The following is a 26,838-nucleotide window of genomic DNA, read 5'->3' as shown; positions in this document are numbered from 1 at the left end:
AAATCAAGGGGTAGGAAATTACTTATTCCGTACGGAAAATCGTGCATCGTCAGGAAAAAATAGCTCGCCTTGCTGTCGATAATGCTCTGCCAATTTAATATCCCCGCGAGATCGAAGTATGACGATTAAGTTGGAATAAACATTTTTATCAATACGCCGCTCCAGATAATCTTTTGCCCAAAAAACATATCCCTCTAACAGGGCAACATTCTGCGTGCGATTGAAGGACAACAAAGAACGTGTTTGATGATCGAACTCACGACGTTCACGATGCGCCAATGTCATTAAGGGTGACATGGTATCCACCGCTTCCATCGTCTTCATTCCCGAGCGTTCGGCATAGGTCAACAACAAACCGCCCTGAAAAGCCGCCAGCATCATCACTGCACAGGATAACGCCAACAGACGCACGGTATTGCTGAAAACCACGCCAATTGGTATGGGCGGCGTCCAACACCAACGCACCCCGCCACTCAGGCGATCAGCCGTTGCCAGCAGCAGCAAAAAGGCTAACCAGTGCACCGCCGACAGATAAAAGGGGTACTCGAGTTGCGTGTGAACCAGCATAGGTAACAACACCAGACATATCGCCGTGCCCTCTCCGGCAGTCCGCTTACCCAATGCAAATGCTTCACGGTCATGCCTTATTACCTGCACCAGCAGACGTCCGCCGCCAGCCAGTATGATGGCTATGCCCGCCAGTGCCACAACGCCACCTTCAGCCCACCAAAGCAAGATTTCATTGTGTGGATGGCGTGCAATTTCCGTCACCGTCGTCGGCGGGACCTGGGCAATTCTGAAATGCTGGAAATGATATTCGAATCCGCCATAGCCCCATCCCAGCAAGGGTTTGTCGGCGATCATCGCCAGTGTGTCATGTAACATGCTCAAGCGTGCCAGTGTCGATCCCTGGTGGTTGATGTAACTCAACGCAGTGCCATCTCCTGGGGTCCACAGCATGACGCCAATACCCAGCAGAACGCCGGCCAGCACCAGAGCGCCCAGAGTCAGGCAGCGTCGTGGCATGCGGTGGCCAAACAAACAAAGGAACAAGATGAGGGTGGCCCCCGCACCCAGCCAGGCGGCCCGCGATTGTACCCACACCAGCAAAGCGGAAAGTACCACCACGCCAACGGCCAACAGTGCGGTGCGGTAAGGCTCATAACGGTGCCAGACGTAGCCCGGTACCAGAAACAGCATGAGCAGCAACGCCACTCCGGTTGCGATAAAACTCCCCAGCACATTTGGCTGTAGGAAGCTGCCGTACACACGCCCACCGCGAACCGGTGCCCAGCTTAATGCTGGGGCAAAGATTTGCAGCAACGCGATCAACGCCTGTACACCGATCAACAGCAGAACGGCATACAATATCCGGCGGCGTTGTTGAAAGCGCAGGCTCAATTGCAGCCAGGAGAAGTAAAAAACCGCCCCTGCCAGCAGGGCTACCGCCCTCCATAATGCCACCACCTTCATACCTGCGTCGGCATACAGCAGCGGAATATTCAATACCAGTCCGCCAATAATAAAATAGATCAATGGCTCCGTAATATTTATTCGCTCTCGTGTTGGTAGCCAAATAAAAAAAACCATTACGGCGGCACTACAATATATCAATGCATTGAACGGCAGATTGAGTCCACTGCCTCCCATACTGGGAAAATAAATCCACAGTGGTACGCCAATGGCAATCACCATAAAAAATAAGCGCCAGCGCACGAAGAAAACAAAAATATTTTCTCTCACCAAATTATGCTCACTGTATATGATTAAGGGATGACCAAGATGGCTACCGTCTGCCCGGAGTAATCACCGGCCTTTACTGTCGTACCGGTCACACCCAGCGTAGAGGTAATATTTAAGAGCACCCCGGTTGGGTCCACATTATTGAATGGATAGCCCTGATCGTTTACCGCACCATTGACGCTCAGCGTACTGTAAATTCCCGAGTTTGCGCCCAGATCCAGGCGGCCATGACTGCCGGTGCGGATGTGCATAACGATATTCATTTTTTTCGAACAGACAATGCGCAGGCTCCCCCGCGCCGTATTACCTGCCAACTCGGACTCCTGCAACACACCGTGCTGCAAATCGAGCCGCTGCTCCTCAATGCCGCATACCCCGATCGGCGGCGGTGCTACGCCACATATGCTACCAGGCATTATCCTGGAATCATTGCTTCTGACCGAACTCGGCGAGTGAATGTTGTAAAACAGCCCAACGCACTCCTGTATCCTCGCTTCCCCCACATGGCTGGTACCCCCCACCTGCGGCAACGGGTAAATACTCTGGTAATATCGGCTGAGCTCGCCCATCGTCTTCAATTTGACAATTTCCGGATGTGGGCCCGACCCAATAGTAGCTGGGTTATCTACGTCTGACGTCCCACCGCCTTCGTTCGGGGTATGCCGGTGGTTAATCCCCACCGCGCACATACGCTGGCCAAAGCATGGATTTGGCATTGTGTCTTCCCTATCCCAACTGTCGATGACAAACTTATACTTGGCACTTGTGGGTATACCGGTGCTTTCAGTGATATATGAATATATTTGGGCACAAGCCAGCCCCGGAGCCATGCCAAGCAGTAACAACATCCATTTCAAGTAAACAGGCTGCATTGCGTCATATCCTTTTCCGTGTTGTCGGTTTGCCAATGCCATAAAGGCCCGACAGGTCCATCATTCATATTCCAGATTAAAGGTTGCGATGGCGTGGAAAGCCCCGCGGCCAAGGGTTTTATCGGCGAGAGCATCAGGCTCTCCCTGAATATAGGCCTGCAACCGAATCACGGTGTTGCCGTCCTGAAGTGGATATTTGCCGCTGGCCACATTCAACGGCAAAGGCTCGCCCTGAACGGTTTCCATACCGATGGCGATCCCGCTAGCCTGGCTCCCGGCAGTCAGCGCCAACAACCCCGGTAGCGCAACGCTTTCCGTACCGCTGAAGGTCACCTTCAGGCTCTTGCCCAGACTGAGATCACAATCCGTCAATTGCAGTTGGAACGGAGCCCCCTGCGTGCGGGTGTTCAGGTACAGATACTTGTCAACCAGGGTCCCGAAATCCACCATGATGCTTTCATTTTCCGGCAACAGGGTACAAGGCTCCGCCACCAAATTACCGCGGTACTCGACGCTGAGCTGCGGCGGTGAAGCAGCCAGCGCGTCGTTCAAGAACAGCCCTAGTGGCAAGCCCACCAATAACCTGCACCACGTTTTGTTTATCTTCATCCTTATCTCCTACGGATATTCCAGCTGAAAAGTCGCCGCTGCGCTAAAGGGACCTTCCCGCAAGTTCGCACCGGCTTTTTTGACCGGCGCAGCGATAAGCTGTGTTGATCCCAGATAGGAGGGTATAGTCAGCGTGCTGCCCAATTTAAATGGCGTCACCACCCCGTCTTTTTGGTGTTGCAACCCAATGCCGAAGTCTGCAAGGTTGCTCTGTACCGCCGTAGGGTCAAATGCCGTTGCGATCCCCAAATATCGCAGCAGCTTATCCGTACTGGTGCCTTCGCATTCATAGGTCAGGATGAAGGACCGCTTATAGTTTTCGCCATTCACTTTATTGACCCCGACCTGACCAAAATCGATCTCGATCCCTTCTTCACCGTCGACAGTGATGGTACAGGGGGGGGTATCCAGTAAGGTTCCGCGAAAACTCATATTCTCGGCCGCCGTCGTCGATGCACCAATCAGCGCCATGACCAACGCCCCGGCGACTCTCAACCTGTAGTTGATGTTCATTGATAGTCCACCATCAACGTTGCCATAGCGGAAAAATCACCGCCGCTCAGCACCGCACCGGCTCGCTTTACCGGTACGGCTTGCAGGGTGGGCGTTTTCGGATAAGTGAAATCAATCCACTCATTCACCGCCAATGCATTGTTGTTGGCCTTGAATGCAATGCCCAAATCTGTCTCACTGGTCTGTAACGCTCCGGGTTGAAACGTCGTCGAAAGGCCCTGAATTTTAAGCTTCATCGCCGCATTGCTGCCCTTGCACTCCAGTTCGAACTTCACGTCCTGGATATAATTGTTGCCGCCGATTCGCGGTACGATCACTTCCCCAAAATTCACCTCAATCATCTGTCCGCCGTGGATCACGCAAGGTGAAACTACGACGCTGACTCCCACGCTGATAAGGCTATTCGCCTGCGCCGGTACCGCTGTCAAAATAAACACCCCAAACCCAGCCAGCCAAACTGACGCCCGGCGTTGTTTCATTATGTACGCCATGTCGCCACCTCAGTCATAACTCAGCCGAAAGTCCAGCGTCGCCCGGTAAGCGCCAGCCACTAACGGTGCGGCTGTCCGCTCTGGCGTGACGGTATAGGTCAGCGCATTCTGCCCCGGCATCAGTAATAGCGGCTCACCACGGCTACCGAGGCGAACATCGCGCCCACGAAAGTCCTGCACGCGAAGCCCAAGCCCGGATACGCCCTGCGCCTTCACCAGTTGCGGGTTGTCCAGATCCGACGGTGCGCTAAAGCCTACCGTCACCGCTGGCTGGTTATGCGCCCAACTGACCGCACCGGTGCGGTCATCTCGCTGACGGGTCGAAGAGCGCAGACAGTCACGTAACCTCAGTTCAACCGCCTGCGGCCGGCCGCGATCGCCGGTCTGCTGCAAACGGCCGGTACCGGTGTCCTCCAGCCAGATATCCTGCCGCGCACTGGTCATCTCCAGTCGACAAGCACTTTCCGTCAGCGCGCCATACACCAGCAATACGCCATGGGCACCTTCCACTTGGTCGTTATCCGCCACCATCGCCGTTGCCACCAGGCTCATCGGCATCATTAGCACTACTCCCCCCATAAGGGCGCAATAGCGCCATTCGCGACGATACCGGAGAGGGGCTTTTTTTTGCTTTTGTTGCATCAGAGTGACTCCCATCAGTCAGGTCGGTGAACCCAGGGTTATGAAATCTTTTTCTTTTCCGGAACCACTTTGCAACTGCCGCCGTTGCAGTTGAAGGTCAACTGTGGGCGGCCGCCGTAATCGTTGATGTAGGTCAGCACCGGGCTGCTGCCCAGGCTGGCCGCACTGACGGCCAGCGTCGCCTGCCCCTTTGGCACGATCATAAAAGGTTCAAACCCTTTCACGCCCTCGGTATCCTTTTGGCTGCCGGCATCGATCAGGGTGATGTAGTACGGCGTGGGGTTATTGACCAGATAACGGTCCCCCTGACGTGTCAACGTCAGTTGCTCCTGCCAAGGGGTCGCCATATCCGTCCGACTCGGCATAATCGCCGCCGGACGGTAAAACAGCTTGATACGAGTTTGCAGCGCGATCTGCAGCGTATTCGGTTTCTCGCTTCTCGGTGGGATCTCACGCAGATTAAAGTAGAACAGCGTCTCGCGATCCTGCGGCAGCAGTTTGGCCGCCGGTAACGCCTGTACCTTTATCTGACTGGGTTTACCCGGTTCGATACGCTGCACCGGTGGCAACACCACCAGCGGGCTCTGAATTTTGTTGCCCTGAGCGTCTTCCAGCCAGCCCTGCGCTAAATACGGCAACTGTTTGTTCTGGTTACTGAGGTTCAGGCTGACCGCATTCTGGCTACCGTCAAAAATGACCCGGGTACGATCCAGGGCTATCGCCGCCAAAGTCTGTTGCGACAGTGTTGTGCCCAGCAGGGCAACCGCTATCACCGTTGTTTTTATTGGGGTGTTTTTCATGTTGTGATTACTCCAAAAATTCGGGGCGGCAGATTTATTCAACGGCCGTTGCCCGGGTTACGGTCGTTAGCGGATGGCAAGGCAGTAGCAGCGTGTTCATCAGCATATTGGCCGGCAACAAGGACGGCAGTTGCACCTCACACTGCGCGGCACCATTCCAGTGGACCGTCATGGTTTCGCCGGGGTTGATACCGCTCAGATAGACGCTACCACCGTCGTTAACGATGCCGGTCTCCTGCTGGCGGTGGTTCAACACCGTCGCGCCAAATGGCGGTGCGCTGCCATCCGCCAGTTTGACGATCGCCATCGCCTTTTCACCGGCGATAACGTCAAATTTACGGTAGCCAATCGCCCCTTCGGTGAGGGTAGCCTGCACCACCGAACGCGTTGCCTCAGCGTTGTCACCCAGCTTGTTCAGATCGATACTGGCTTTGTTGCGGTAGTAGCTGTTAACGTCCGATACCACCGCTTTGCCAAATACGTTGGTGTCGATAGTGCTGCCGTAGCCGCGCACCGGTACGTCCGCCACACCGTTGGTATCCAGCAGTAAACGGGTACCGCCCATGATGCCGGCGCGGTGTAGCGCACCGCCTTCCGGCGTTAACGTCACGCCCCCCTGTGCAGACAGGCCCACAGCGCTGTAACGCCCTTCCTGGTAACTGGCATTGGCACTCAGACGAGCCGTGTCGCCATCATGGTTGTAATAACCACTCATGTTAGCGCCGCTGCGCGCGTTGCCGGCACTCAATTGGTAGTTATTGTGCTCATCGACCCGGTTGTAGTAACCCACCCGATGGGTGTTGTCATTACGGTTTACCGTGGTGTTATAACTCAGCGTCGTCCCATTACCCCAAGGCATCGACAGTGACAGGTACATGCCGTCGTCATGAGTTTCGTTATAACGATTGCGATAGGCCGACAGCGAAATGCTCAGATTTTTAAAACGACCGATATCGAAGTAGCGCGACATCGTCAGGTTATAACGATCGTTGGCCGGGCGATCCCAATAGGTCTGGTGGCTGTAATTGAGATAGCTGCTTAACCCCAAATCACGGAATTGTTTGTTAAAAATGATGCTGTACATTTCTTTGTTATTGCCTACCCGTTGGCCGTCGTAACGCGCATCCAGGTATTCGCCCATACTCATAAAATCCTCTTCGGAGAAGCGATACCCGGCAAAGGTCACCTGGCTGTCCAACTCATCGAAAGTTTTTGAATATCTCACCTGATAGGAGCCACCACTCAGCGTCTCACCCTGTTGCGGCATACGCGCCCGCGATTGTGTGGCGTCAAACGATAATGCGCCGAACATCATCAGATCGCGGCCAACCCCAAGCGACAGCGCGTTATAATCACCGCCCAGTAGTGCACCGCCGTACAGCGACCACCCGTTGCTGACCCCCCATGAAAACTCCCCGGTGCCAAACAGCGGTCCGCGGGCATGGTGTTGCCAATCTGAAGGTTTACCGGCGGCCAGTTTGAAACGCAGCGATCCTGGTCGCGTCAGATAAGGAATGCTGGCGGTATTCATCCTGAATTCCTGTACGCTGCCGTCCTGCTCTTCTACCCGCACATCCAGTTCACCGGAGATGGCATCGTTAATGTCCTGAATCCGGAAAGGCCCTGCGGCCACCTGAGTTTCATACAGCACCCTGCCCTGTTGGCTGACGGTGACCTTGGCATTGGTTCTGGCGACTCCGACCACCTCTGGGGCATAGCCGCGCAGGTTAGGTGGCAGCATGTTGTCGTCCGTCACCAGGCTGGCGCCTGAAAAACGAAAGCTGTCAAAGATGCCAGAATCCAGATAATCCTCACCAAACGTCAGGCGCGAGCGCAGTGCGGGGAGAGCTCGGTAGGCATAATAGCGGCTCCAGTCCAACGTTTTGTCCGTGGGTTGACCAGAACCGGTCTGATGATTGAGCTGGCCCTGCCAGTCCGCACGCAGCCGCCAGGCACCGAGATTGGCGCCTGCGGTGCCGTTACCGCTGACGTTATATCCACGACTGCCATCCTTTTGTTGCTGCTGGCTCTGGGCATTAACGTTGTAATCGAACAGCAATCCCGGAATACCTTCATCCCAACGCGACGGTGGGTCCCAGTCTTCCGAACTGTATTCCAGATAAGCCTGCGGTACGCTCAAATAGAGCGCTGACGTCGCCAGGTCGCCCCGTGACTCCATACCCTTCAGGCTGGATACCTCCAGACATTCCCCCTGATGCCACCAGGAGAGGGATGGCATGGCATCCCCCTTCAGACCCAGTTGATCCACCAGTTCTTTTGAGATACAGGCCTGGCTGCCGTCAGGATCATTTTCCGGGGCATAAAACGGAATTTTTTGTTCCGGTAGTTCATTTTTATTGATATGCACTACCATGCTGTAACTCCCCGGCATGATGTATCCACTGCGGGAGAACTGGCTCAGATCAATATTTTCACGGTCGTTTACATCCAAAATATCGCTATTAAACCGAATGCCTGCCTCGGCATACGCCACCGTAGATGAATGCGCCAGTGCCAGCGTGATACATAACTCCAGTATCTGAAAACGAAATAGCTTCCCAGCAGGTGATAACATCATATCCCTAACCTTCTATGGTATAACCCTGGTCATAAAACCAACCAAAAACTATAGCAATCAGTAATAATCCAACTTAAAACGCACAGACGAAAAATACCTTCCTGCGTGCAAAGGCTTATTATTAGAAACCAGTTTAATGGTGTAATTTAGCAGCATGCGTGTGGTGATAATTTCATTAAAAGGCAAAGGCGAACCTGGTATGGCAACATTACCTTGGCTATCGATAATTTTTAGCCCAACGCCCTTGGCTTCGCCGCTCACGCCAAATAAATCACCATCGACATCGCCATCGAAAGTAACCTGGAACTGTTTCCAATCGGGTAAATTTGGCGTAGGACGCTCAAGCGTGCAGTTGGTGAGTTCAATGGTGAATGGACGCGTATTTCCCTGTCCATCGCGTGCGATGTTTCCTACCGGTACCGCATCCATATCAATAGTCTGTTCACGGCTCCCCGCAGAAATAGCGCATGCCGTATCGATAATGGCACCTTGCATATTAACCCGCCCTCCGCCTTGCGCCTTGGCGGCGACCTGTGGTACCGCGGAAATAAAGCAGCTTATTAATATGCAGGGAGGCACTAACAGGTGAGTAAATAGATTCATTGAATATCCCTGACTCATACTTTTCCATCCCAGGAAATGCATGCGGGAAAACCCGCATGCAATAGACACTTCACCAATGATTAGTGCTTATTGGTAGTCGAGCTTAAAGTCAGCGATAGCAGTGAAATCACCCGGTACTACGGCAGTCGATGCGCCATCACCTTGCAGATAAGCAGCAAATCGCAGGGTATTGTTGCCGTCGTTCAGCGTCTGAGGCGGTGTTGCTGTTTGCAATTTAATCAGATTGCTTGCCAGGTCTGTAATAGCAATGCTGGCACCGCTGGCGGTACCGATAATGCCCAGCAGGTCTGGGTTAGCTGCAGAGCTGTCACCGTCAAAGGTGGTGGTGACGGTTTTTAGCGTGGTGGTATCACACTGCTCCAGCTTGATATCAAACTGACGTGGCACTGATTTACCGCCATTTTTCAGAGCGACGTTCGAAATCTGACCCATTTCCACAGTTTGGTCAACGGACTCTGGGGCAATGGAGCAAGGCGCATCAATAATTGAACCGGTAAAGGTCACTGTGCCATGACCCTGATCGGCGGCATGCGCCATAGAACAAACACCAAAAGCCAGAGTTGCTGCCAGCATGATTTTGTTCAGTTTCATATTTAGATTATTCCTTTAATATTGTGTTAAAGCGCAGGTATGCTCCCGTTCTTTTAACAACGATTTGTACATTCCAAAATAAATAGGACTAACATTCGTAACCTAATCAAGTTGCAAAGTTAGTTAAAATAGTTAGAAAAATCTCATGACAATACGATTTCATTTAGTTGACAAATGAAACTCATGCCTTCCATGAACAACAGGAAACAAACACGTTTATATCCACAATAGATATTCATGAGAAATCAATAAAATTAAAACCAACCTCATCACATCTACTTGTTTCGGCTAGAGCATTCTTACAAAAACACTCGCAATTTGAAAAGTGATTTAAGTCAAAATAATAAAATTCGAAACATCCCCCCAAAAAGTCTATTACAAATATACTTTTGCGAGACAACAGATCGTAAAAATAACAGCTACAGAACATTATTCCGAATAATTATATTTTCACAATATTAATGATCGCGATTTTGTAATTTGCGCTATAATAATTCGGAATGGAATGGATATTGTTCCGATCTGGCCTGGTGAGAACCAAAACCGGCGCCGTACCGCAGACAGGGAGATATAATATGAAACGCAGCCACTACTTACAGCAGGCTGAACATCTGGCAACGGAGTTGCACATCCTGAAATTTGAACATAACCGACTGATGCTGCAATATCAGACGGAAGCAGACCTGTGTCGGCAACTCAGAGAAAAACTCGCCGACAGCCGGCCTGGTTCTCTAAAAGTATTTTACCGTTATATCAAATCGCACCTGAAGTTTAAGTGAGGTCGCCATGGTAAAGCACCGGTCAAAACAACAAGAACTGCAAACTCTGCAACAACATTTATTAAAAACGCTGGATATGCTCAGCCCACCCGCCTGCGGAACGCAACTGCCGCCCCCTGCCGAATGGCCCAGTACTCGTCAACTGGCTGAACCTAATGATATTAATATTTATAAAGCACGAGTATTACTGTTGAATCTGGTACAGAGCGGAAAAATTCAGGTCACCGATGGCACAATCAATAAATCGCTGCGCTGGTATCCCTCAAGTAAACCGCTTTAAACGCTTTTATTTCTGCGTCAACACCACTTTAACCCACCGTGCCGGAGCTCTCGGGTTGCCGGCACAGCCTGTCTTCTTAAACAACCTGACGGATAGCTTATCTCTGTTCCAGGGGAAAACATAAATAAATTTTATGTTTAACAGGTATTTTACTCAACGTAATGAAAGGGGCCGTCTGACGACTCATCGTCGAAGGCCCCTGTCAAAGTCACCCTGCTTAATCCCGCCCTGGTGAAGGTTGATAATGAATATATTCCCGCCGCAGAACCATAAACGATCGCTCAAAAGTAATCACCGTCTCGCCGGTGGATTTGATCCCCAGGGTTTCTACCGTGACGATGCCTTTATTCGGTTGGGATTTTGAAGGCCGTTTTGCCAGGATTTTGCTGGTGACATGGCTTTGTTGAATAAATCGAACTTTTGGCCGTAGTCAGGATCAAATCACCACACTCCTGATCCTGCAGCGACATCACGTGGCAAAACAAACGTTCAAAATCACCAACTGGGCTACCTATAACAAGGCACTCATCCATCGGGGCTCACTGACATTCTGGCTTGATGAGTCGGCCATTCAGGCCTGGTATGACAAGCCCAACACGTCTTCACCTGGTCGTCCTCAACGTTATTCTAAGCTCACTATTTCTACGGTACTGATGCTCAAACGCGTTTTTCGCCTCACGCTGCGCGCCGCGCAGGGATTTATCGACTCCATTTTTACCCTGATGAAGCTCCCGCTCAGGTGCCCGGATTACTCCTGTGTCAGCAGGCGGGCTAAGTCCGTCAACATCCCGTTTAAAACCCCCACGCGCGGCGAAATTGCCCATCTGGTTATCGACTCCACCGGATTAAAAGTCTTCGGTGAAGGGGAGTGGAAGGTGAAAAAACACGGTCAGGAAAAGCGTCGCGTCTGGCGGAAACTTCACCTGGCGGTGGATGCCGGTACTCATGAGATTATCTACGCTGACCTGTCCCTGAATAATGTGACTGACGCAGAGGCATTCCCGGGACTTATTCGTCAGACCCACCGGAAAGTTAAGATCGCTTCTGCCGATGGCGCTTATGACACAAAACTTTACCATGACGAGCTGCGGCGAAAAAAATCAAGGCGCTTATCCCGCTGCGAACCCGGGCGGGTTACTGGCCGGCGGAGTATGCGGACAGAAATCAGGCGGTGGCCAGACAGAGGCTTACCGGGAGCAATGCTTACTGGAAATGGAACACGGCTTATAACCGGCGATCGGTGGCCGAAACAGCGATGTACCGGGTTAAACAACTGTTCGGTGGGCACCTGACGCTGCGTGACTACGATGCGCAGGTTGGTGAGGCTATGGTCATGATCCGTGCCTTAAACAAAATGACGTATGCAGGGATGCCAGAAAGTGTGCGGATTGCCTGAGGAGGTCAGTGATGTGAGGCGCTTTTATCTGAATCCGATTAATTCAACAAAGCCTGGTGGCATACAGCGTATCACCGACAAAAAGCGGATCTTTCAAACGTACTTTTTCCCACCCCAGATTAGCCACGGCTCTGGCGGACAAGGCTTGCACGATCATGCCGCTGACCAACGCCAGGGTAATGCTGCTGTTCACCAATACGCGGTCATATTCAACCTGAGCGCCGTAGGCCTTATCGAAATGCAACGGATGCTGGTTCATGGTAAGCTAGGTGTTGTCGGCTTCTGAAAGTGTGCGCCCCGGCCAGTGTTTGATGGTCATGCCAGGCTCGAAGTCCTCGTAGTCGCCACCGTGTTCTTCAATGTACTCATTTTCGCCAACTCGTCTTAGCATGGTCTCTTCTCTGTGGATGGGTAGAGTGCGATCGCGGCGGCCGTGTCTTCAGTCGCCAGCCCCACACTGCGGAACAAGGTTATCTGCCCTTCGCCTGCAGCAGACTCGCCAAGAATGACGGCGCCGAGTTCATTAAGATCTTCAGGCTGGAGGTAACCCTGCGTGAGGGCGGTTCGAACCGCCCCCCGCGTCTTCCCTGGCGGCAGCGGCGGTTTCCACCACCACAAACGCTGTTTTCAGCAAGGTAGGATCAACCTCAATAGCCTCTTCATAGGTGCCGCCGATAATATTCGGATGTGCCCCCGACATTACCCAATCGGCCTCAATCAAGGGTTGGGAAGATGAGGTTGAAGTAGTGGTGCAGATGATACCGACGTTCGGTGATGGTGAACTCCCCCCACCAGTATCCTACTCCTGCCGGCGGATCCATGACTGGAGCGTCTCGGGGAAAACTCATTGTTCTTATCATCCTATTTACCTCTTTCAAGAGGTTTAATCTCCAGGGATACCGGGATGGTTCACTCCGCTGTCGCTACCAAGATGTGCAAGGAAATTCCATCGTATTACCAGCGCAGGGTATATTTGCAGAGCAACGAATCACCCTTAGTCCCACCTCACGCGTTATTATCGGCCAACGTTACAGGCGATCCCAGGCGGTACGTTTTTGTTCCAGAGCCATTCTCCGTGCGTCTAAGTCATCACCAGATCCACTGCCGTGATGCATTCAATACGGTATTCAAGGCAATAAACCCAAAACCCATAAAACCGTCAGCAGCAAAAACTCGTTATGCCATGCACCGTTCTACTCATCGTTAGCTGGCTGTAAATATCCCCCCTACAGTCCTACCCACGACTCGTCCCAATGGAACGATATCCATCGTCATAACATTTGGTATGATCTTTTGCCAGGTAGTCCATACGTTTCAGCAATGAGGTGACTTGCTCCATATAAAGGGGGGAATTTCTGTTCAGGTGAAAACATCCTTTTTCAGTCATGTTTACTAATGTTCTGTATTGCTGCCAGTTTAAGCCTATGGCACTACACCATGCCTGCTGAATTAACGCCGCTAAACTGTCATCTGAATCAAATTTCCCGGCACCATGGTAGAAATCCTTATTCAGCAGGAGTAAGGCGTGATAATGCTTACGGTGATTACACTCACCAATTTCACGCACCCACACATAACGTAATTGATTAATCCAGTTACGCCTCCAGCGTCGATTCTTCTTTTGACAATCCACTTTCAGCTTGGCCTTCAACGACTCGATAAAACGGGTAACCTCTTTATTCGACAATTCATATCGATAACCTTGAGGAAAACGCAAATCAACTCGCAAAGCTAAAGTGCGTGGAAACTCGCTCACAGCATCATGAATAACATCATAAAATGCCTGTTGATATTGAGGATTAAAGGAATACGCGTTCATTTTAAACACCATATTAAGCAACTCTCTCATTTAGCCAGACTGGTTTAATGAGCTATGTCATTTAGTAACCACTCATCCAAAGCATAGGCCTACACCTGCTTCAATGAATATCACACAACTATTTAATCAGACCATATACAGTGAGTATCACCAAGCAGCTGCCATTAACCACATGTCATAGTTAATACATCTACCAATCATACTCACGATACATTTATAGATTACCAACAGAGTAGATTTATAGGGTAAGTGGATAGGGGTATCAAACATATATAACTATACCGGCACCCCATTGTTTATTAATCATCTAATAATATACGCCACCACTGGCAAAAACCATGGAAATATTGAATACACGAAATAATTTCACTCTGAAATTAGTTTTGCGTTATTTTTCTATAATCCTCGGTCCAATCCTGCGACAATCGCAACGGTAGCAACGCATTAGTACACAAAACCCGTCTTTTTTGTAAACGAATTGTTATGGAAGCGACGATATTCACACACAACTCTTGCACCATTGCGTGAATAGTCAATTTCTATTGCCTCTTCCCTTTCAAGACTATCAATCACTCTGTCCAACAACTTTCCTTTCCGTAATGCGTTAGGCCCAAAGCGCCGTATATTATTATACCTGACATGATTTCGTCCTGTTCGTGAATACTCACGATGCAACCACGACAATAGCAACGCTTCATAATAGCCATCTTCATTACCGAAAATATTTACAGCCTGTTGCATGTACCATTCACACAGCAACCCGGCACTCTCCACATAATGCCTTTTTACTGGGCATTCGCCCTCCGAAAAATAACTTAATAGGGCAGCGAGTCGGGCAACGTTATTCGCCAACTTAGACGCAAAATCATTCATATTAGCGTACTCTTCATCTGGACCGATACGGCTCTCTATTTGATTGTAAATGTCTTCCCATGCATACTGAGCTGAAGGTTCGAATGATAGACACATCCGCTGAGTTAACGCATCATGTTCCACACCCTCCGTTAATATTTCATTTATACGCTGATAAAAATCATCTAAAAACCTTCTTTCTCTGGAATACTCTTTAATAAAACGCTCGCCCTGCGTGGTGAGGCGTTCATCAATCAATACCGGTAAGCAGCGCGCAAAAAAACCACTTCCACGCGCTCGTTCCCCCTGCCGTTTTAAATACAGATCAAACGGTTTTTTCTGCACCATAACTGACAGCGTGATACGCCCATTTTCTATCGTAAAGCTTGGTGTCGTTTTACGTTCAACATGAAAGCTGACACCATCCCACATTGAGTTAATAAAACTCAAATCATTCATTACCTTCCTGTCCAGAACATTAGCACCTTCATCAGCAATCAGCCCAGCATGTGGTGAGTGGTTATGCATCGCAATCTGCAAGGCTTCAGGTGTAACATTATTATAAATACGTTTAGGGGTTTTCGGTGGCTCAGGCTTTTCAGCCACTAACATCCGTAAACGCTGTGACAACGCATCGGTGCATTGATCTTTTATGGTTTTCTTCCTGATTAGGTTTAAAATCGCCTTTTGCTTTTCATGCCAGACTTTCTGCTCAATATCATAGTCTTTCCCCTTATCTTCAGATTGATTGATTGAACGCGTGTCATGCTCGTATAAAGGTTTGAGTACCATTCTGTCCACCGTTGTTTTTCTCTCACCAGAGTTCGCTATCACCAATAAAAACAGTGATACCGGAGAAACCACTGTATCATTAACCTTGATATCTATCAGGCCCTGACAAGATAATGACAAAGCACTCACCACCGATGATGCAATTAATGGAATTGGTGCCTGAGTACATTCGTTTACATCTAAGATGGTTTCACGCAATAGCTGCGGGAACGCATTTATTGGGAAGCGATTCATGATATTACCTGTTGGTTACGTTGTTTCAGAAGTTGACAATAAATCGCAATACCGGTCGCAAGTCAATATGAAAAGCAAAGAATCAAACCAATAAGAAAGCGTTGAATTAAATTAGTTCGCCTTATATTTTATTGGCAGATTTCATACGTGATTGGACTGTTCTGGAGTCGCGATTATCGATCATCCTTCTTTCTCATGAGGAAAAGAGACGAAAATCCCACAGGGGTAAATCATTTAAAGAAATCACGGTTATATACCACCTCAACGAATCCCTCCCTCCGTTTACTTCATCAGGCTATCTCCTCCGTATGTTTTTTGTATCGACATCTTTATGAAGCATCCCTCGGGCTATTCCCTTATCCGTCACTATCTGCGGTATTATCCGCACTCACTGCGACAGCAGTATTATTGCGTCCTCCTTATTAAGCGGCATTTTCAAAAAAATCTCACGCCTATATTCCCGGTATGCATATCCTACAGAACCACTGGTTTCTGCCTGTCCGCTGATTTATTTGGAGATATTGTCATGCCTTTCCTTTCTTACCGGATTCTTAAGCAACGGCGTCGGGCTGTCTTTTTTTCCTGGCAAACCCTGCGCAGTATTCTGCGCGCGCTCGGTACGCTGTTGACCCTGGCCGTACGTCTCTGGCTCATGCTACAACCCGGCGGGACATCGTTTCCACCGGCCCCTAAATCGGCCACTTCCCCCCGGCCCGGCCGTACACGGACCTGACAGGAGAGATGGGATGGACGGTACGTATCCTGTTCATCTCTTAGCTACCTGCAGCAGACAAAAGCATGTTAGTTCAAGGCGTTAAACGTTTCGGTATCCACACAGTTGCAGATAAGTGGATTGATCGTTTTCAACGATCGGTTTCGCGTCATTGATCTGCACAACCAATTATCTTTGCCCTTAGCACACCGTTAAGATCGGGCAGTGTGCCGTTTGGGCGCGGTCCGACGCCCAAAGGGCGGGCTGTTGGCCTGCCAACCTTTAGGGAAAGCCCCCCACGCCCCTTCACTGACAAACCTATATTCAGCATTAGCAATCAATGATGGCATCTGTTCATTTCACCCATATAAGGAGAATACGTTTCATGGATACCCCTTCACACAGCTCTGCTTCACGCCTCTCTCCAGCCCTGTTTGGCTGGGGCGTCGGTGCCTTACTTTTTTCCCTCCTGGTAGTGACGCGCAACTCGTCCGCGCAGGTGCTGGGTGCCGGCACCGGAGCGCTAATACTTGCCGTCATCGTCGGTACCCTGTTGGGCAGTCTCGGTGCATTGCTGGGGCAAGCATTACGCAACCTGGCAAGACCCGATGCGGTGTACACCACAGGGGGCTTTTTTAGTCTGGTTGGATTGCGCCTGTTCTGGGCCTGCGGTCCCCAGATTATCGGTCTGGCCGGTGGCGTGTTTTTGGGTATTGCACTGGTCCTGCACTGAAATGAATCAGCAAATGTATACGCGAGTGTTCTGTCTGGCGATGCTCTGCAGTCTGCTGTCGGCCTGTGGCGATGCGCTCAACCGCCTGAAAGGGGATTTTCTGAAAAGCTGTCTGCAATCTAGTGTGCCCGATTCGATTTGTCGTTGTACCTGGGACGGCATAGAGACCCACTACGGTAAAGAGACACTGTTGCGCATTGAACAAACACAACAATGGCCTGAGGGGTTCATGCAAAAAAGCGCCCGTCTCATGGCACGATGCCAAAGAAGTGAGAGCACGTACTCCAATGATGAATAAGGAAAGATAATCATGAAGATAAAAACCTGCCTGATAGGGGCAATCTGTTTCGGGCTCAATGCTTCAACCTGGGCCTTTGGTGAGGTGAACCACTGGTCCAGTGGCTGGGGACAAGGTACGACGGAATATGTCGTCAAGGGCAAGGGGCAGTCACAGTTTTACATCGGCTGTAACCCGGACAAAGCCATGCTTGTGATGTTTACCGACCCGACCGGCCAGTCTGTTGACAACTATGATGGGCTGACCCAAACCAGAACGTTTTCTGTTTCAGTAGATGGCGGTGAACCGATCGCCTTCAATGATGTGGTCTCGCGGGTTGGGGTAGACAACGTATACGTTGCCTGGGAGAAGTTGCGTAAAGGTAAGGCCGTGACGGTTACCGGTGACAAATTGCAGCCCGCCCATTTTACCCTGAACGGAGCCGGTAAGGTGCTCCCGGCCTTTGGGCAATCCGACTGCAAAATCGGTGCGGCTATCCCGGACGACTAAAATTGACAGGATCCGTCAGCAAGATGCTGCACGCTATTGCCGAATAATATTAATCAACGTGATGAACACAGGCCTCAGCCCTGCGAATGCAGGCTGAGGCCTGTGTCGTTATACCGTTGATGCATCCCCTCGTATTACTCCTCTGTTTATCCTCCTCCTACAACGCCGAGATCAGGACGCTACAGGTAAGAATAAAACCTTTAACGTCAAGCATGTAAGAAATTTCTTAGTAACCCTCTATTTTGTAGAGGATTGATCGTTTTCACCGATCGGTGGGATCTTATTGATCTGCACAACCAATTATCTTTGCGTAGCTTCCGCCGTTAAGATCGGGTTGGGTACCGTTCTGATCGCGAAGGTTTTAATAGTCCGGCGAAAAGCACATAACCGCATGGCTGCTTATAAAGACAAAGCCACCGCTATATTATTGGAAATACATCCGCTATCAGGTTTCTGGCTATTAAGGAGGTCATGCTGCGATAAATACCTGAGCGTATTCCCACGCATCATCGGACGTGGTGCACCGTTATTTTTCTCCTCACTGACGATTTCGACACCGGCTCGGAAGGGGATCCTTTGCATTTTTTCTGAGACGACAAGTTATGACAAACGCTCCATACAACACGCGCAACACCCCATCCCAGGCGACATTACCTGACAGCCGTGTTCCCAACGCGCTATTGCATCGGGAAATCGTGCAGCGAATTTTGGTCATTAAACTGCGCCATTTCGGTGACGTGCTGTTGATGACGCCCTTGCTCAGTACGCTGCGCGCTAATTACCCCAACGCGTTGATAGATGTGCTGGTGTATGACGGTACGGAGGCCATGCTGGCCGGCAACCAGGATGTGTACCTGGCCTATACCGTGGACCGTAACCTCAAACATCAGCGTCTCAAGGCACAATACCGCGGTGAGCAGGCGTTGTGGAATAGCTTGCGTACGGGCCACTACGACCTGGTGATTAATCTCTCCGACCAGTGGCGGGCAGCGCTGTACTGCCGTTTTCTCAAACCGACCTTCAGCCTGGGATTTCGGTACCCCAAACGCCACAATCGGCTGTGGCAGGCCTGCCATTCGTTACTGGTTGACGTTGCCGACACCTCGAAACACACCGTGCTGAATAATCTCGACATTCTGGTGCCGCTGGCATTACCCACGATAATCACCACCGTGACGCAGACCTGGCGGCAGCGCGATGTCGATGAGATTGATCGGCTCAGCCGACGCCATCATCTGACGGATTTTGTGCTGATACAGCCCACCGCACGCTGGGCCTTCAAGACCTGGACGGTGGAAGGGTTCAGTGCCGTTATCAATCATCTTACAGCACAGGGCCGAACGGTGGTGATCACCGGCGGACGCTCGCCGGATGAAGCTGCAATGATCAGCGCCATTATGGCCGGTTGCCTGTCACCACAGCGTGTAGTCAATCTGGCCGGGCGTCTGGACCTGCCGGAGCTTGCGGTGTTGATTGACCGGGCCAGGCTGTTTATCGGCGTAGATTCGGTTCCCATGCACATGGCCGCCGCGTTGAAAACGCCCTCGGTAGTGCTGTTTGGGCCGAGCAACCGGGCGCAATGGGCACCCTGGCAGGCACCGCATACCTTGTTGTGGGCAGGCGATTATTGCTCATTGCCACCACCGGACACCGTCGATACCGACACACCTGAACGCTACCTCGCGGCCATTCCGGTCAGCAATGTTATACGGGCGGTGAGCCGGCAACTGATCTTGTCAGCCGCGCCCGTCGTTACGTCGGCATTCCGTTAACTTCATCACGGCGGCCCGCCGTGCTTCGTTCCCCTTCAATGAGTACGTTACAATGATATCAGTCCCTGTGGTTTCCTCTTCTTCACTGACGCAACCTCAGCAACGGTTGTTTGCCTTCACGGCCTTTTTACTGGGGGCGTCACTCCCCACCTCCAATCCCCTGATGAATATCGCGCTGGGGTTGGCCCTGGTCTGTTTGCTCTGGCGGCGCGATACCCGACAGATTGGGGCTCTTGCCAGTCACCCCCTGGTGTGGCTGCCGGCACTGATGTTTGCGCTGCTGGCGTTGTCGCTGCTGACGCATACCCATGACTATGGCCCCAAAATGGTCGGTAAATACCAAAAGCTGCTGTATGTCTTGCCGCTGGCGTTGTTTTTTCTGGCTGACCGTCGGTTGCTCACCCATTTTGTCAGCGGATTTGTGTGGGCGAATGCATTGATACTGGCCATCAGTCTGGCGGGCGGTCTCGGTCATGTCACGCTGGGCGGCCTTAATCCCGATAACCCCACGGTATTTAAACTGCAAATCACCCAGAACGTGTTTATGGCATTTGCCGCCCTGATATGGCTGTCGCGCACATTTGAATACAGAGGTTTGCTGCGATGGGGGTATGCGGGGTTGGTGCTGTTGGCAACAGTGAATGTGTTGCTGATGGTACAGGGACGTACCGGGTATGTCGCGCTGGCGGCCGGTATGGGCACCTGGTTACTGCTTACGCTCCGACGCAAGCAGCTGATTACGGTGCTCGCCTGCGGCACACTGGCCATTGCCATGCTGGTGATGACCCCCAATCGCGCCATGGAACGCCTGACACTGGGGGTACAGCAAATTCAGGGCTGCGTCCTGGCCTCTGCCGAGTCGGCTTATCGGGCCTGCGACAACTCCATGGGACAACGTACCGCTTTCGCCCGCGAAGCTATTCACTTGATTAAACGGGCCCCGCTGCTGGGTAACGGCGCCGGTAGCTTCTGGTACGGCAATGCGGATACCGATTACGGTGTACATAACCCGCACAACGAGTATTTGCTTCAAACAGTGCAAACCGGATTGCTGGGGCTGATGGTGTTTCTCACCTGGATGTGGGGCTGCTATCGCGCGGGCTGGCAGTTGCCGACACACTGCCGCACTCTGTTTGTCGCGGTGCTCAGCAGCTACATGGCCTGTCACCTGTTCAACGCCTTCCTGCTGGACTCATCCGAGGGACACCTGTTTGTCATTATCGCCGCGTTGCTTGCGGGTTTTACCATCGGAACGCCACTGGCTGAGAACGGAAGTGGTTTACATCACCGGGCTGAAGGCCGTGAGTGATCCGCTAAGCGAGTTATAAGTCCCCCTGGACAAGCTCATATCCCAAAAATAACGCCCCTGAGTCAATACAGATTAACGCCCTGCTCACCTGAGTGGGGCGTTGTATTTTATGCCGTTGATCCCTCGCGCCTGGCCTGACAAGCCGGTGCTTTTTATTGAACGTAAGGTAAGGATAATTCCTGTGAAAGATAAGACTGCCAACAGTACACCCTCGACTTCCCCGATAAGTAATCTCCTCACACTGACTGCTACTCTCGTCCCCGACGCTGAGCGTCAGTCATTTTGGCTACAGCATTTTGGCGACATCCCACAATGGCTCCGAATCGAGTCACCGGTATTCGCCTGGCTCGACCTCTTGTGCGAACACTACTGCGGAGATTATTGGGAATTTTACACCCTCAGTAACGGTGGGGCATTTATTATTCCGTCCACCGAAGGCGAGTACGTACTCTTTAACGCACTGAACGGGAATGGTGCCACTGTCGGTCATGAGGCCGCCGGCATCATCGCCTGCCTGATAACCTACAACCACCATGCCTGCAGTACAGAATGTGACGCGATGACGGAACACTACTACCGACTGCGGGATTACGCCCTTACTCATCCTGAGTCTAACGCCATTATGCGCATCATCGACTAACCCTTCATACTCCCTACGGAAACACCGATCATCATGATGAATACAACCCTATCCCCATCAGTGACGGAACTGCCGTTACCCACGCAACGTACCATTCAGCGCGCGTTAGCCTTGCTGGAACAGCATCTAAGGCAACCGGGTGTTTCTTTCACCTCCGCAAATGCCGCTCGCGACTGGCTGCGCCTGCGTATGGCAAGGTTGGAGCGCGAAGTCTTTATGGTGCTTTACCTCGACAATCAACACCGTCTGCTGACCCATGAAACCTTGTTTACCGGCAGCATTAACAGTACCGAAGTCCATCCCCGCGAAATCGTGAAATCGGCGCTGAAGCACAACGCTGCAGCGGTTCTGCTGGCGCACTGTCACCCGTCGGGACATGCAGACCCCAGCGATGCCGATCGAAACATCACCCGCAGGATACAGGAGGCGCTGATGCTGGTTGAAGTCAGGGTATTAGATCACTGTATTGTCGGCGGCATGACGGTGTATTCGTTTGCCGAACACAGCCTGCTATAAGGAGAAACTTGATGACATCAATCAACACCCCAGCCTGGGGACTAAAACGCAACGTCACCCCACAATTTGGTGCCCGTCTCGTGCAGCAAGGTAACCATCTGCACTATCTGGCTGATCGTGCCGGGATCAGCGGTACCTTCAGCGAGGTGCAAACTCGTCATTTGGATGAGGCTTTTCCGCAGTTTATTAACCATCTCGAACTGATGCTGCTGTCCGGTGAGCTCAATCCCCGCTATCAGCACTGCGTCACGCTTTACTGCAATGGACTGACCTGCGAAGCCGACAGCCTGGGGTCACATGGCTATGTGTATATTTCGGTGTATCCAACGCAAATGCCTGTCACGTAAAGCTTGCACTTAAATAAATCCACTACCCACCTTGCTTATTCAAACCTCGAGATAATCCACATGAAGACTTCACCTTTCCCCCCTAAACGGGAGGTTTACTCCTGCCCATCACCCGTTGCCATCTGGCGGGATCTGCTTACGTATCTGCTGGCACAACATTACGGTCTGACTGTGAACGACACTGTGTTCAGTGATGACACAATCATTCAGGAACATATTGAGGCCGGTATATCACTGGCTGATGCCCTGAATTTTATCGTGGAAAAGTTCGACCTGGTACGCACTGACCGTCGGGGATTCTCATGCACGGAACAATCACCGTTTATCACTGCCATCGATATCTTGCGGGCCCGTCACGCCACCGGACTAATGACACGCAACGGATATCAGGTCATCACGCAGGCTATCCAGGGGGAAAAGCGACCATGAACCCACACAGGCTGCTTGCCGGCGTACTGTTCACCGGTATCCAGTGCAGTACGGCCCATATCACCGACGACGATAACAGGGTGCTGTATCACGCTTCACACCAGCAGGGGGACTATGGCGACAGCGAGTGGGTACATTATACAGGCACCGGGTATCTGATAAGACTCATGGCGTGGCGGCATCCGGTGCTACGGCTTAAACGATTGGGACTGTCGAAAGAATTCCGTCGGTTAATGATTACCCTGATGAGACAACACCACATCACCGTCCTGCATCTGGATGCGGCAGGCGAGATCCTGCCGGGCTTTGCCCTATTCGATTGGTAATCCCTGACGCTAACACCGCCATTTCCTCGAGCAACACTCTTAACAACCCCGCATAGAGCCCGCCCTTTAAACCGGCGGGCTTTTGCTTTTATGGAGACAAAACATGCAGACTGAACCTGAAGTATTAACCGACCATACCGATATGATTTGCTCCACCAGCATTGAGCGTATCGTCTCTGGACGAAACACTGCGCTGATGCAAATTGAGACCCTTATCCACCAGCTTGATGAAATATCGACGCTGACCAGCAGCATCGGCGGTGGAACGGCAAAAGAGTGGGCGATGCGACCGGGTCACCGCTACGACTGCTGGTTTACAGAGAAAGTGGAAACCGCCATGAAAGCCATCACCCGCAACATAGATCGTAGCATCTGGCAGGATCTGATGCTGAAATCTGGAATGATTTCGCTGATGGACGCACAAGCCCGTGACGAATGGCACAAGAACCTGGATGAGGAGGAACTACCGGAGATTAGCGAGGCCAATATTCTGGCGACTTTCGAGCAGTTGCATCAGAGCAAAGAAGAAGTGTTTGAGCGGGGCGCTATCAACGTGTTCAAAAATCTTAGTTGGGACTACAAATCGAATAGCCCCTGCATGTTCGGGAAAAAGATTATTGTGGATGGTGTCGTAAAGCACGACCAGTGGGGGTTTGGACTCAACTGGGGCTGGCAACGTGACAGGTTAGCCGACCTTGAACGCATGCTGATGATACTCGATGGTCAACCTATTCCCGACAACCGCGCCGACGTTACTCGCCGTCTGGGCGATCATATCCATGAGGAGCGGCACAGCACCCGCTATGAGGATGAGATGTTTGCGATTAAGTATTTTCAGAAAGGAACGGCGCACATCACATTCAAACGCCACGACTTAGTTCACAAATTGAATGACATAGTAGCAAAGCACTATCCAAATATGCTGGCTAAGTGATAACTTGTTCTGCGGAAAGTTGTCTAATATAGGCCAGAAAGAATCAAAGCAAGCCAGTCATTAATGGCATACTGATTGGCATACTAGAATATGAATCAATTAAAAATAACCATAAAATTCAATGATATAATAAGATTAAGTGGCGGAGAGAGGGGGATTTGAACCCCCGGTAGAGTTGCCCCTACTCCAGTTTTCGAGACTGGTCCGTTCAGCCGCTCCGGCATCTCTCCTTCAAGTACTTGCTATCATGCCCCTTTTTGCGGCATTTTTACAGGGTTAGCCTCCTGCCGAATGTTCAAGTGACGACTTTACGAGCAACGCGATGATTAAATGGCCGTGGAAAACGCATCAACCGCAGGCGGAAACGCTTGCCCAGTGGCAAGACGCGCTGGCAATTCCCCTGCTCTCTCCGCTGGATGAGCGGGAACAACAACGGCTGATCGTCGTTGCTGGGCAGATTTTACAGCAAAAACGCATTGTCCCCTTGCAAGGGCTGGTGCTGACCTCGCAAATGCAGGCGCGCATTGCCCTGCTGTTCGCTTTGCCGGTGCTTGAGCTGGGGGCCGAATGCCTTGACGGTTTCAATGAGATCCTGCTCTACCCTACGCCGTTTGTGGTGGAGGATGAATGGCAGGACGACTTCGGCCTGGTTCACTCCGGGCCGGTGGTGCAATCAGGTCAGAGCTGGGAGCAGGGCCCTATCGTGCTCAACTGGCAGGACGTGCAGGACTCTTTCGATCTCTCCGGCTTTAACCTGGTGATCCACGAAGCGGTGCACAAGCTGGATATGCGCAACGGCGGCAGCGCCACCGGCATCCCCCCTATCCCACTGCGCGATATCGCCGCCTGGGAGCATGACCTGCACGCCGCGATGGAAAACCTGCAGGATGAGATCGACATGGTTGGCGAAGAGGCCGCCAGCATGGATGCCTATGCCGCCACCGACCCGGCCGAGTGTTTTGCGGTGCTGTCTGAGTATTTTTTCAGTGCGCCCGAGCTGCTGGCCAACCGTTTCCCGCTGCTCTACCAACATTTCTGTCGCTTCTATAAACAGGATCCGCTGGCACGCTTGCAGCGGTTGCAGGACGAAGATGGCGTAGAATTGCCATAAGCCGCCCCGCATTGCTCAGATGCTGAGCAGTCGCACCGAATCGACAACTTTAGCGTTGACACATTCTGGGTGGCTGGATATGATGCGCCCCGTTCAGACAATTCCTCTGTAGTTCAGTCGGTAGAACGGCGGACTGTTAATCCGTATGTCACTGGTTCGAGTCCAGTCAGAGGAGCCAAATTCGAAAGACCCGCTTAAGGAGACTTAGGCGGGTCTTTTGCTATCCAACGTTTACGCCTGCCATTTTTGTCTTCTCTCATCCTGTTGATCTTCCATTTTTTCTCACCTATAGTTAGGCGCCATACTACATGCAGGTCCCATCGTGAAACTCGAAAAAAAATACCTGTCTCTGCTCCAGGAGGCTCAGCGACGTCAGCTTCCTAACCAGGATAATATCCGGCTGTGTTTTCAGACACTTTCACTCGCCTCCGCCATCGACCGTGACTGCGCCTCACTACTGGCACCTCATGCCCTGTCTGAAGGCCGCTTCGTCATGCTGTTCTTGCTTGATGCAGCCTCAGAAGGGTTGGCCCCCAATGAGCTGGCCGAAAAAGCAGGAGTCACCCGTGCTACGGTCACGGGTCTGCTAAACGGCCTGGAACGTGAGTGCCTGATTGAGCGCCAGACCGATGCCAGTGACGGCCGTGCATTACGGATCCAATTGACGCCTCATGGACAACAGGTTGCCAGGACGGTTTTCGAACAACATAGCCACTGGATCGCTGGCCTGTTCGGAAACCTCTCCACTGCAGAGCGAACTCAGTTGGCTCTGTTACTCGATAAAGTCGCCGCCAATGTAACGTCTGCCAAAAAGGAATAATCGATATGAGCCATTCTGTCACTCGTAAAGGGGCAAGCCGAGCTGCAGACATTACTCCCGATATTTTGGATGCGCTATCCCGTGGTGAGCTGCAGAGCGCCACCCTGGTTGAAGTACTGGCGCTTGACCAAAGGTTATTGCTAGGTACCGTTTTCCCAGCGCTGTCACCACAAGCACGGCAAGCCGCCGCAGAAGCTTGTAAGCTGGGTATCGTCAAGCGAATGGAGGGGATTGCCCGCGTTTTGTTGAGCGATCTCGGTACCACTGGCATCAACCCATGTCTGTCGCACAACTCAGACACGGTGCGCGGCTGGGCCTGTTTCATGATCGGGACACAGTCTGGAACATCCTTAACCGAGAGGTTGGATGCCATCCGCCCGCTGGCTGACGATGCCCATTTCGGTGTCCGTGAATGGGCTTGGCTGGCAGTTCGTCCGCATTTGGTGAAAGCGTTAGATGAGGCTATCGAACACTTGGCGACGTGGGCGCGATCCCCCTCTGAGTATCTTCGCCGTTTCTCCAGCGAAGCATTACGGCCCCGCGGCGTCTGGTGTGCCCACATTGCCATACTTAAACAACAGCCTGAACGGGCATTGCCAATACTCTCGCTCTTAAGGGCTGATCCATCCACTTACGTTCAGGATTCAGTGGCTAACTGGCTTAACGATGCTGCCAAGGACAGACCCGAGTGGGTCGCAGATTTGTGTCAACAATGGCTGCAAGACTCTCCGTCCACCGCTACCCGGCGTATCTGCCAACGTGCCATGCGCAATCTGAAATGAAGGCA

General features: G+C 51.6%; 32 protein-coding genes, 2 tRNA genes and 1 pseudogene. 17 read left to right on the top strand and 18 right to left on the bottom strand.

Annotation, left to right across the window (positions count from 1 at the left end; genetic code table 11):
* Positions 1-18 precede the first annotated feature (18 nt).
* The 10 genes from OC597_RS16350 to OC597_RS16305 form a co-directional block, all read right to left on the bottom strand.
* Positions 19-1,743, bottom strand: coding sequence for a PglL family O-oligosaccharyltransferase (locus OC597_RS16350; RefSeq protein WP_262209607.1), 1,725 nt, complete (start codon positions 1,741-1,743; stop codon positions 19-21).
* A 23-nt stretch (positions 1,744-1,766) separates the two neighbouring features.
* The gene (locus tag OC597_RS26705) at positions 1,767-2,573 is read right to left on the bottom strand and encodes an MrpH family fimbial adhesin (RefSeq protein WP_499090393.1); all 807 of its coding nucleotides are present in this window, start codon (positions 2,571-2,573) and stop codon (positions 1,767-1,769) included.
* A 102-nt stretch (positions 2,574-2,675) separates the two neighbouring features.
* Positions 2,676-3,224 (bottom strand): fimbrial protein, encoded by a 549-nt coding sequence (locus OC597_RS16340; RefSeq protein WP_112350374.1) that lies wholly within the window; start codon positions 3,222-3,224, stop codon positions 2,676-2,678.
* 9 nt (positions 3,225-3,233) lie between these two features.
* Positions 3,234-3,737 (bottom strand): fimbrial protein, encoded by a 504-nt coding sequence (locus OC597_RS16335; RefSeq protein ID WP_261142586.1) that lies wholly within the window; start codon positions 3,735-3,737, stop codon positions 3,234-3,236.
* Entirely contained in the window at positions 3,734-4,228 is a 495-nt protein-coding gene (locus tag OC597_RS16330) for a fimbrial protein (protein ID WP_262209574.1), read from the bottom strand. The genes OC597_RS16335 and OC597_RS16330 overlap by 4 nt, the downstream gene beginning before the upstream one ends.
* Before the next feature lie 9 nt (positions 4,229-4,237).
* Positions 4,238-4,786, bottom strand: coding sequence for a fimbrial protein (locus OC597_RS16325; protein ID WP_262209606.1), 549 nt, complete (start codon positions 4,784-4,786; stop codon positions 4,238-4,240).
* Positions 4,787-4,908: 122 nt separating this feature from the next.
* Complete coding sequence (locus OC597_RS16320) at positions 4,909-5,670, bottom strand: fimbria/pilus periplasmic chaperone (protein ID WP_112350371.1); 762 nt, start codon at positions 5,668-5,670, stop codon at positions 4,909-4,911.
* Positions 5,671-5,704: 34 nt separating this feature from the next.
* Positions 5,705-8,248: an outer membrane usher protein gene (locus OC597_RS16315; protein ID WP_262209572.1), complete on the bottom strand. Its 2,544-nt coding sequence runs from the start codon at positions 8,246-8,248 to the stop codon at positions 5,705-5,707.
* Positions 8,249-8,305: 57 nt separating this feature from the next.
* Positions 8,306-8,851 carry a fimbrial protein gene (locus tag OC597_RS16310; RefSeq protein WP_262209571.1) on the bottom strand — a complete coding sequence of 182 codons (546 nt, stop codon included), beginning with the start codon at positions 8,849-8,851 and terminating at the stop codon, positions 8,306-8,308.
* Positions 8,852-8,938: 87 nt separating this feature from the next.
* The gene (locus OC597_RS16305; protein ID WP_262209570.1) at positions 8,939-9,463 is read right to left on the bottom strand and encodes a fimbrial protein; all 525 of its coding nucleotides are present in this window, start codon (positions 9,461-9,463) and stop codon (positions 8,939-8,941) included.
* Positions 9,464-10,038: 575 nt separating this feature from the next.
* On the opposite strand from OC597_RS16305, the gene OC597_RS16300 reads away from it, so the two are divergent.
* A complete protein-coding gene (locus OC597_RS16300) occupies positions 10,039-10,242 on the top strand; it encodes a hypothetical protein (protein ID WP_112350367.1) in 204 nt (67 codons plus the stop codon).
* A gap of 7 nt (positions 10,243-10,249) precedes the next feature.
* Entirely contained in the window at positions 10,250-10,522 is a 273-nt protein-coding gene (locus tag OC597_RS16295; RefSeq protein ID WP_112350366.1) for a hypothetical protein, read from the top strand.
* Positions 10,523-10,739: 217 nt separating this feature from the next.
* Here the strand turns inward: OC597_RS16295 and OC597_RS26660 are convergent, their stop codons facing one another.
* On the bottom strand, positions 10,740-10,931 hold the full coding sequence (locus OC597_RS26660; protein WP_410071722.1) for a hotdog family protein: 192 nt from the start codon (positions 10,929-10,931) through the stop codon (positions 10,740-10,742).
* Between the two features lie 133 nt (positions 10,932-11,064).
* On the opposite strand from OC597_RS26660, the pseudogene OC597_RS16290 reads away from it, so the two are divergent.
* Positions 11,065-11,918: pseudogene (locus tag OC597_RS16290) on the top strand (IS5 family transposase).
* A 43-nt stretch (positions 11,919-11,961) separates the two neighbouring features.
* Here OC597_RS16290 and OC597_RS16285 read toward each other — a convergent pair.
* The 6 genes from OC597_RS16285 to OC597_RS16260 form a co-directional block, all read right to left on the bottom strand.
* A complete protein-coding gene (locus tag OC597_RS16285) occupies positions 11,962-12,177 on the bottom strand; it encodes a MaoC/PaaZ C-terminal domain-containing protein (protein WP_262209568.1) in 216 nt (71 codons plus the stop codon).
* 6 nt (positions 12,178-12,183) lie between these two features.
* A complete protein-coding gene (locus tag OC597_RS16280) occupies positions 12,184-12,309 on the bottom strand; it encodes a hypothetical protein (RefSeq protein WP_262209566.1) in 126 nt (41 codons plus the stop codon).
* Positions 12,303-12,536: a hypothetical protein gene (locus tag OC597_RS16275; protein ID WP_262209564.1), complete on the bottom strand. Its 234-nt coding sequence runs from the start codon at positions 12,534-12,536 to the stop codon at positions 12,303-12,305. Before OC597_RS16275 ends, OC597_RS16280 begins: the two co-directional genes overlap by 7 nt.
* Positions 12,451-12,639, bottom strand: coding sequence for a hypothetical protein (locus tag OC597_RS16270; protein WP_262209562.1), 189 nt, complete (start codon positions 12,637-12,639; stop codon positions 12,451-12,453). The genes OC597_RS16275 and OC597_RS16270 overlap by 86 nt, the downstream gene beginning before the upstream one ends.
* A gap of 513 nt (positions 12,640-13,152) precedes the next feature.
* Positions 13,153-13,737, bottom strand: a complete 585-nt coding sequence (locus OC597_RS16265) for an inovirus Gp2 family protein (protein WP_262209560.1) — start codon at positions 13,735-13,737, stop codon at positions 13,153-13,155.
* A gap of 444 nt (positions 13,738-14,181) precedes the next feature.
* The gene (locus OC597_RS16260; RefSeq protein WP_262209558.1) at positions 14,182-15,615 is read right to left on the bottom strand and encodes a YfjI family protein; all 1,434 of its coding nucleotides are present in this window, start codon (positions 15,613-15,615) and stop codon (positions 14,182-14,184) included.
* Positions 15,616-16,712: 1,097 nt separating this feature from the next.
* Here OC597_RS16260 and OC597_RS16255 point away from each other — a divergent pair.
* The 10 genes from OC597_RS16255 to OC597_RS16210 all read left to right on the top strand — a co-directional run bounded on the left by OC597_RS16255 (position 16,713) and on the right by OC597_RS16210 (position 24,120).
* Complete coding sequence (locus OC597_RS16255) at positions 16,713-17,060, top strand: hypothetical protein (RefSeq protein ID WP_126481729.1); 348 nt, start codon at positions 16,713-16,715, stop codon at positions 17,058-17,060.
* Positions 17,061-17,370: 310 nt separating this feature from the next.
* On the top strand, positions 17,371-17,847 hold the full coding sequence (locus tag OC597_RS16250; protein WP_262209556.1) for a YfjT/YkfB family phage-associated protein: 477 nt from the start codon (positions 17,371-17,373) through the stop codon (positions 17,845-17,847).
* A 602-nt stretch (positions 17,848-18,449) separates the two neighbouring features.
* Positions 18,450-19,619, top strand: a complete 1,170-nt coding sequence (gene rfaQ / locus OC597_RS16245) for a putative lipopolysaccharide heptosyltransferase III (protein WP_126481725.1) — start codon at positions 18,450-18,452, stop codon at positions 19,617-19,619.
* A 52-nt stretch (positions 19,620-19,671) separates the two neighbouring features.
* Complete coding sequence (locus tag OC597_RS16240) at positions 19,672-20,928, top strand: O-antigen ligase family protein (protein WP_262209555.1); 1,257 nt, start codon at positions 19,672-19,674, stop codon at positions 20,926-20,928.
* A gap of 181 nt (positions 20,929-21,109) precedes the next feature.
* Positions 21,110-21,568: an antirestriction protein gene (locus OC597_RS16235; protein ID WP_126481721.1), complete on the top strand. Its 459-nt coding sequence runs from the start codon at positions 21,110-21,112 to the stop codon at positions 21,566-21,568.
* Between the two features lie 36 nt (positions 21,569-21,604).
* Positions 21,605-22,084, top strand: a complete 480-nt coding sequence (radC, locus tag OC597_RS16230) for a RadC family protein (RefSeq protein WP_126486314.1) — start codon at positions 21,605-21,607, stop codon at positions 22,082-22,084.
* Between the two features lie 11 nt (positions 22,085-22,095).
* A complete protein-coding gene (locus OC597_RS16225; protein WP_012006197.1) occupies positions 22,096-22,431 on the top strand; it encodes a type IV toxin-antitoxin system YeeU family antitoxin in 336 nt (111 codons plus the stop codon).
* A 60-nt stretch (positions 22,432-22,491) separates the two neighbouring features.
* On the top strand, positions 22,492-22,860 hold the full coding sequence (locus OC597_RS16220; RefSeq protein ID WP_012006196.1) for a TA system toxin CbtA family protein: 369 nt from the start codon (positions 22,492-22,494) through the stop codon (positions 22,858-22,860).
* Positions 22,857-23,186: a DUF5983 family protein gene (locus OC597_RS16215; protein WP_410071719.1), complete on the top strand. Its 330-nt coding sequence runs from the start codon at positions 22,857-22,859 to the stop codon at positions 23,184-23,186. Before OC597_RS16220 ends, OC597_RS16215 begins: the two co-directional genes overlap by 4 nt.
* A gap of 103 nt (positions 23,187-23,289) precedes the next feature.
* Positions 23,290-24,120, top strand: a complete 831-nt coding sequence (locus OC597_RS16210) for a DUF4942 domain-containing protein (RefSeq protein ID WP_262209553.1) — start codon at positions 23,290-23,292, stop codon at positions 24,118-24,120.
* Positions 24,121-24,260: 140 nt separating this feature from the next.
* Here the strand turns inward: OC597_RS16210 and OC597_RS16205 are convergent.
* Positions 24,261-24,350: transfer RNA gene (locus tag OC597_RS16205), tRNA-Ser, on the bottom strand.
* A 92-nt stretch (positions 24,351-24,442) separates the two neighbouring features.
* Here OC597_RS16205 and mtfA point away from each other — a divergent pair.
* The 4 genes from mtfA (at position 24,443) to OC597_RS16185 (ending at position 26,833) form a co-directional block, all read left to right on the top strand.
* Positions 24,443-25,231, top strand: a complete 789-nt coding sequence (gene mtfA / locus OC597_RS16200) for a DgsA anti-repressor MtfA (protein WP_262209552.1) — start codon at positions 24,443-24,445, stop codon at positions 25,229-25,231.
* A 102-nt stretch (positions 25,232-25,333) separates the two neighbouring features.
* A tRNA-Asn gene (locus OC597_RS16195) sits at positions 25,334-25,409 on the top strand.
* 144 nt (positions 25,410-25,553) lie between these two features.
* On the top strand, positions 25,554-26,051 hold the full coding sequence (locus OC597_RS16190) for a MarR family winged helix-turn-helix transcriptional regulator (RefSeq protein ID WP_261284921.1): 498 nt from the start codon (positions 25,554-25,556) through the stop codon (positions 26,049-26,051).
* Between the two features lie 5 nt (positions 26,052-26,056).
* Positions 26,057-26,833 (top strand): DNA alkylation repair protein, encoded by a 777-nt coding sequence (locus tag OC597_RS16185; protein WP_261284922.1) that lies wholly within the window; start codon positions 26,057-26,059, stop codon positions 26,831-26,833.
* Positions 26,834-26,838 lie beyond the last annotated feature (5 nt).

The organism is Serratia proteamaculans, assembly GCF_946227095.1.
In the GTDB taxonomy this organism is placed as follows: domain Bacteria; phylum Pseudomonadota; class Gammaproteobacteria; order Enterobacterales; family Enterobacteriaceae; genus Serratia; species Serratia proteamaculans_E.
The sequence above is the reverse complement of the archived record's forward strand: the minus strand, read 5'-3'. Positions and strand labels throughout refer to the sequence as shown.

What these genes read in the sequence shown, in the direction of transcription:
- OC597_RS26705 (WP_499090393.1), bottom strand. Translation starts at nt 2,573, where the DNA reads ATGGCTCCGGGGCTGGCTTGTGCCCAAATATATTCATATATCACTGAA.
- OC597_RS16340 (WP_112350374.1), bottom strand. Translation starts at nt 3,224, where the DNA reads ATGAAGATAAACAAAACGTGGTGCAGGTTATTGGTGGGCTTGCCACTA.
- OC597_RS16335 (WP_261142586.1), bottom strand. Translation starts at nt 3,737, where the DNA reads ATGAACATCAACTACAGGTTGAGAGTCGCCGGGGCGTTGGTCATGGCG.
- OC597_RS16330 (WP_262209574.1), bottom strand. Translation starts at nt 4,228, where the DNA reads ATGGCGTACATAATGAAACAACGCCGGGCGTCAGTTTGGCTGGCTGGG.
- OC597_RS16325 (WP_262209606.1), bottom strand. Translation starts at nt 4,786, where the DNA reads ATGCCGATGAGCCTGGTGGCAACGGCGATGGTGGCGGATAACGACCAA.
- OC597_RS16320 (WP_112350371.1), bottom strand. Translation starts at nt 5,670, where the DNA reads ATGAAAAACACCCCAATAAAAACAACGGTGATAGCGGTTGCCCTGCTG.
- OC597_RS16315 (WP_262209572.1), bottom strand. Translation starts at nt 8,248, where the DNA reads ATGATGTTATCACCTGCTGGGAAGCTATTTCGTTTTCAGATACTGGAG.
- OC597_RS16310 (WP_262209571.1), bottom strand. Translation starts at nt 8,851, where the DNA reads ATGAATCTATTTACTCACCTGTTAGTGCCTCCCTGCATATTAATAAGC.
- OC597_RS16305 (WP_262209570.1), bottom strand. Translation starts at nt 9,463, where the DNA reads ATGAAACTGAACAAAATCATGCTGGCAGCAACTCTGGCTTTTGGTGTT.
- OC597_RS16300 (WP_112350367.1), top strand. Translation starts at nt 10,039, where the DNA reads ATGAAACGCAGCCACTACTTACAGCAGGCTGAACATCTGGCAACGGAG.
- OC597_RS16295 (WP_112350366.1), top strand. Translation starts at nt 10,250, where the DNA reads ATGGTAAAGCACCGGTCAAAACAACAAGAACTGCAAACTCTGCAACAA.
- OC597_RS16285 (WP_262209568.1), bottom strand. Translation starts at nt 12,177, where the DNA reads ATGAACCAGCATCCGTTGCATTTCGATAAGGCCTACGGCGCTCAGGTT.
- OC597_RS16280 (WP_262209566.1), bottom strand. Translation starts at nt 12,309, where the DNA reads ATGCTAAGACGAGTTGGCGAAAATGAGTACATTGAAGAACACGGTGGC.
- OC597_RS16265 (WP_262209560.1), bottom strand. Translation starts at nt 13,737, where the DNA reads ATGAACGCGTATTCCTTTAATCCTCAATATCAACAGGCATTTTATGAT.
- OC597_RS16260 (WP_262209558.1), bottom strand. Translation starts at nt 15,615, where the DNA reads ATGAATCGCTTCCCAATAAATGCGTTCCCGCAGCTATTGCGTGAAACC.
- OC597_RS16255 (WP_126481729.1), top strand. Translation starts at nt 16,713, where the DNA reads ATGGATACCCCTTCACACAGCTCTGCTTCACGCCTCTCTCCAGCCCTG.
- OC597_RS16250 (WP_262209556.1), top strand. Translation starts at nt 17,371, where the DNA reads ATGAAGATAAAAACCTGCCTGATAGGGGCAATCTGTTTCGGGCTCAAT.
- rfaQ (WP_126481725.1), top strand. Translation starts at nt 18,450, where the DNA reads ATGACAAACGCTCCATACAACACGCGCAACACCCCATCCCAGGCGACA.
- OC597_RS16240 (WP_262209555.1), top strand. Translation starts at nt 19,672, where the DNA reads ATGATATCAGTCCCTGTGGTTTCCTCTTCTTCACTGACGCAACCTCAG.
- radC (WP_126486314.1), top strand. Translation starts at nt 21,605, where the DNA reads ATGAATACAACCCTATCCCCATCAGTGACGGAACTGCCGTTACCCACG.
- OC597_RS16225 (WP_012006197.1), top strand. Translation starts at nt 22,096, where the DNA reads ATGACATCAATCAACACCCCAGCCTGGGGACTAAAACGCAACGTCACC.
- OC597_RS16220 (WP_012006196.1), top strand. Translation starts at nt 22,492, where the DNA reads ATGAAGACTTCACCTTTCCCCCCTAAACGGGAGGTTTACTCCTGCCCA.
- OC597_RS16215 (WP_410071719.1), top strand. Translation starts at nt 22,857, where the DNA reads ATGAACCCACACAGGCTGCTTGCCGGCGTACTGTTCACCGGTATCCAG.
- OC597_RS16210 (WP_262209553.1), top strand. Translation starts at nt 23,290, where the DNA reads ATGCAGACTGAACCTGAAGTATTAACCGACCATACCGATATGATTTGC.
- mtfA (WP_262209552.1), top strand. Translation starts at nt 24,443, where the DNA reads ATGATTAAATGGCCGTGGAAAACGCATCAACCGCAGGCGGAAACGCTT.
- OC597_RS16185 (WP_261284922.1), top strand. Translation starts at nt 26,057, where the DNA reads ATGAGCCATTCTGTCACTCGTAAAGGGGCAAGCCGAGCTGCAGACATT.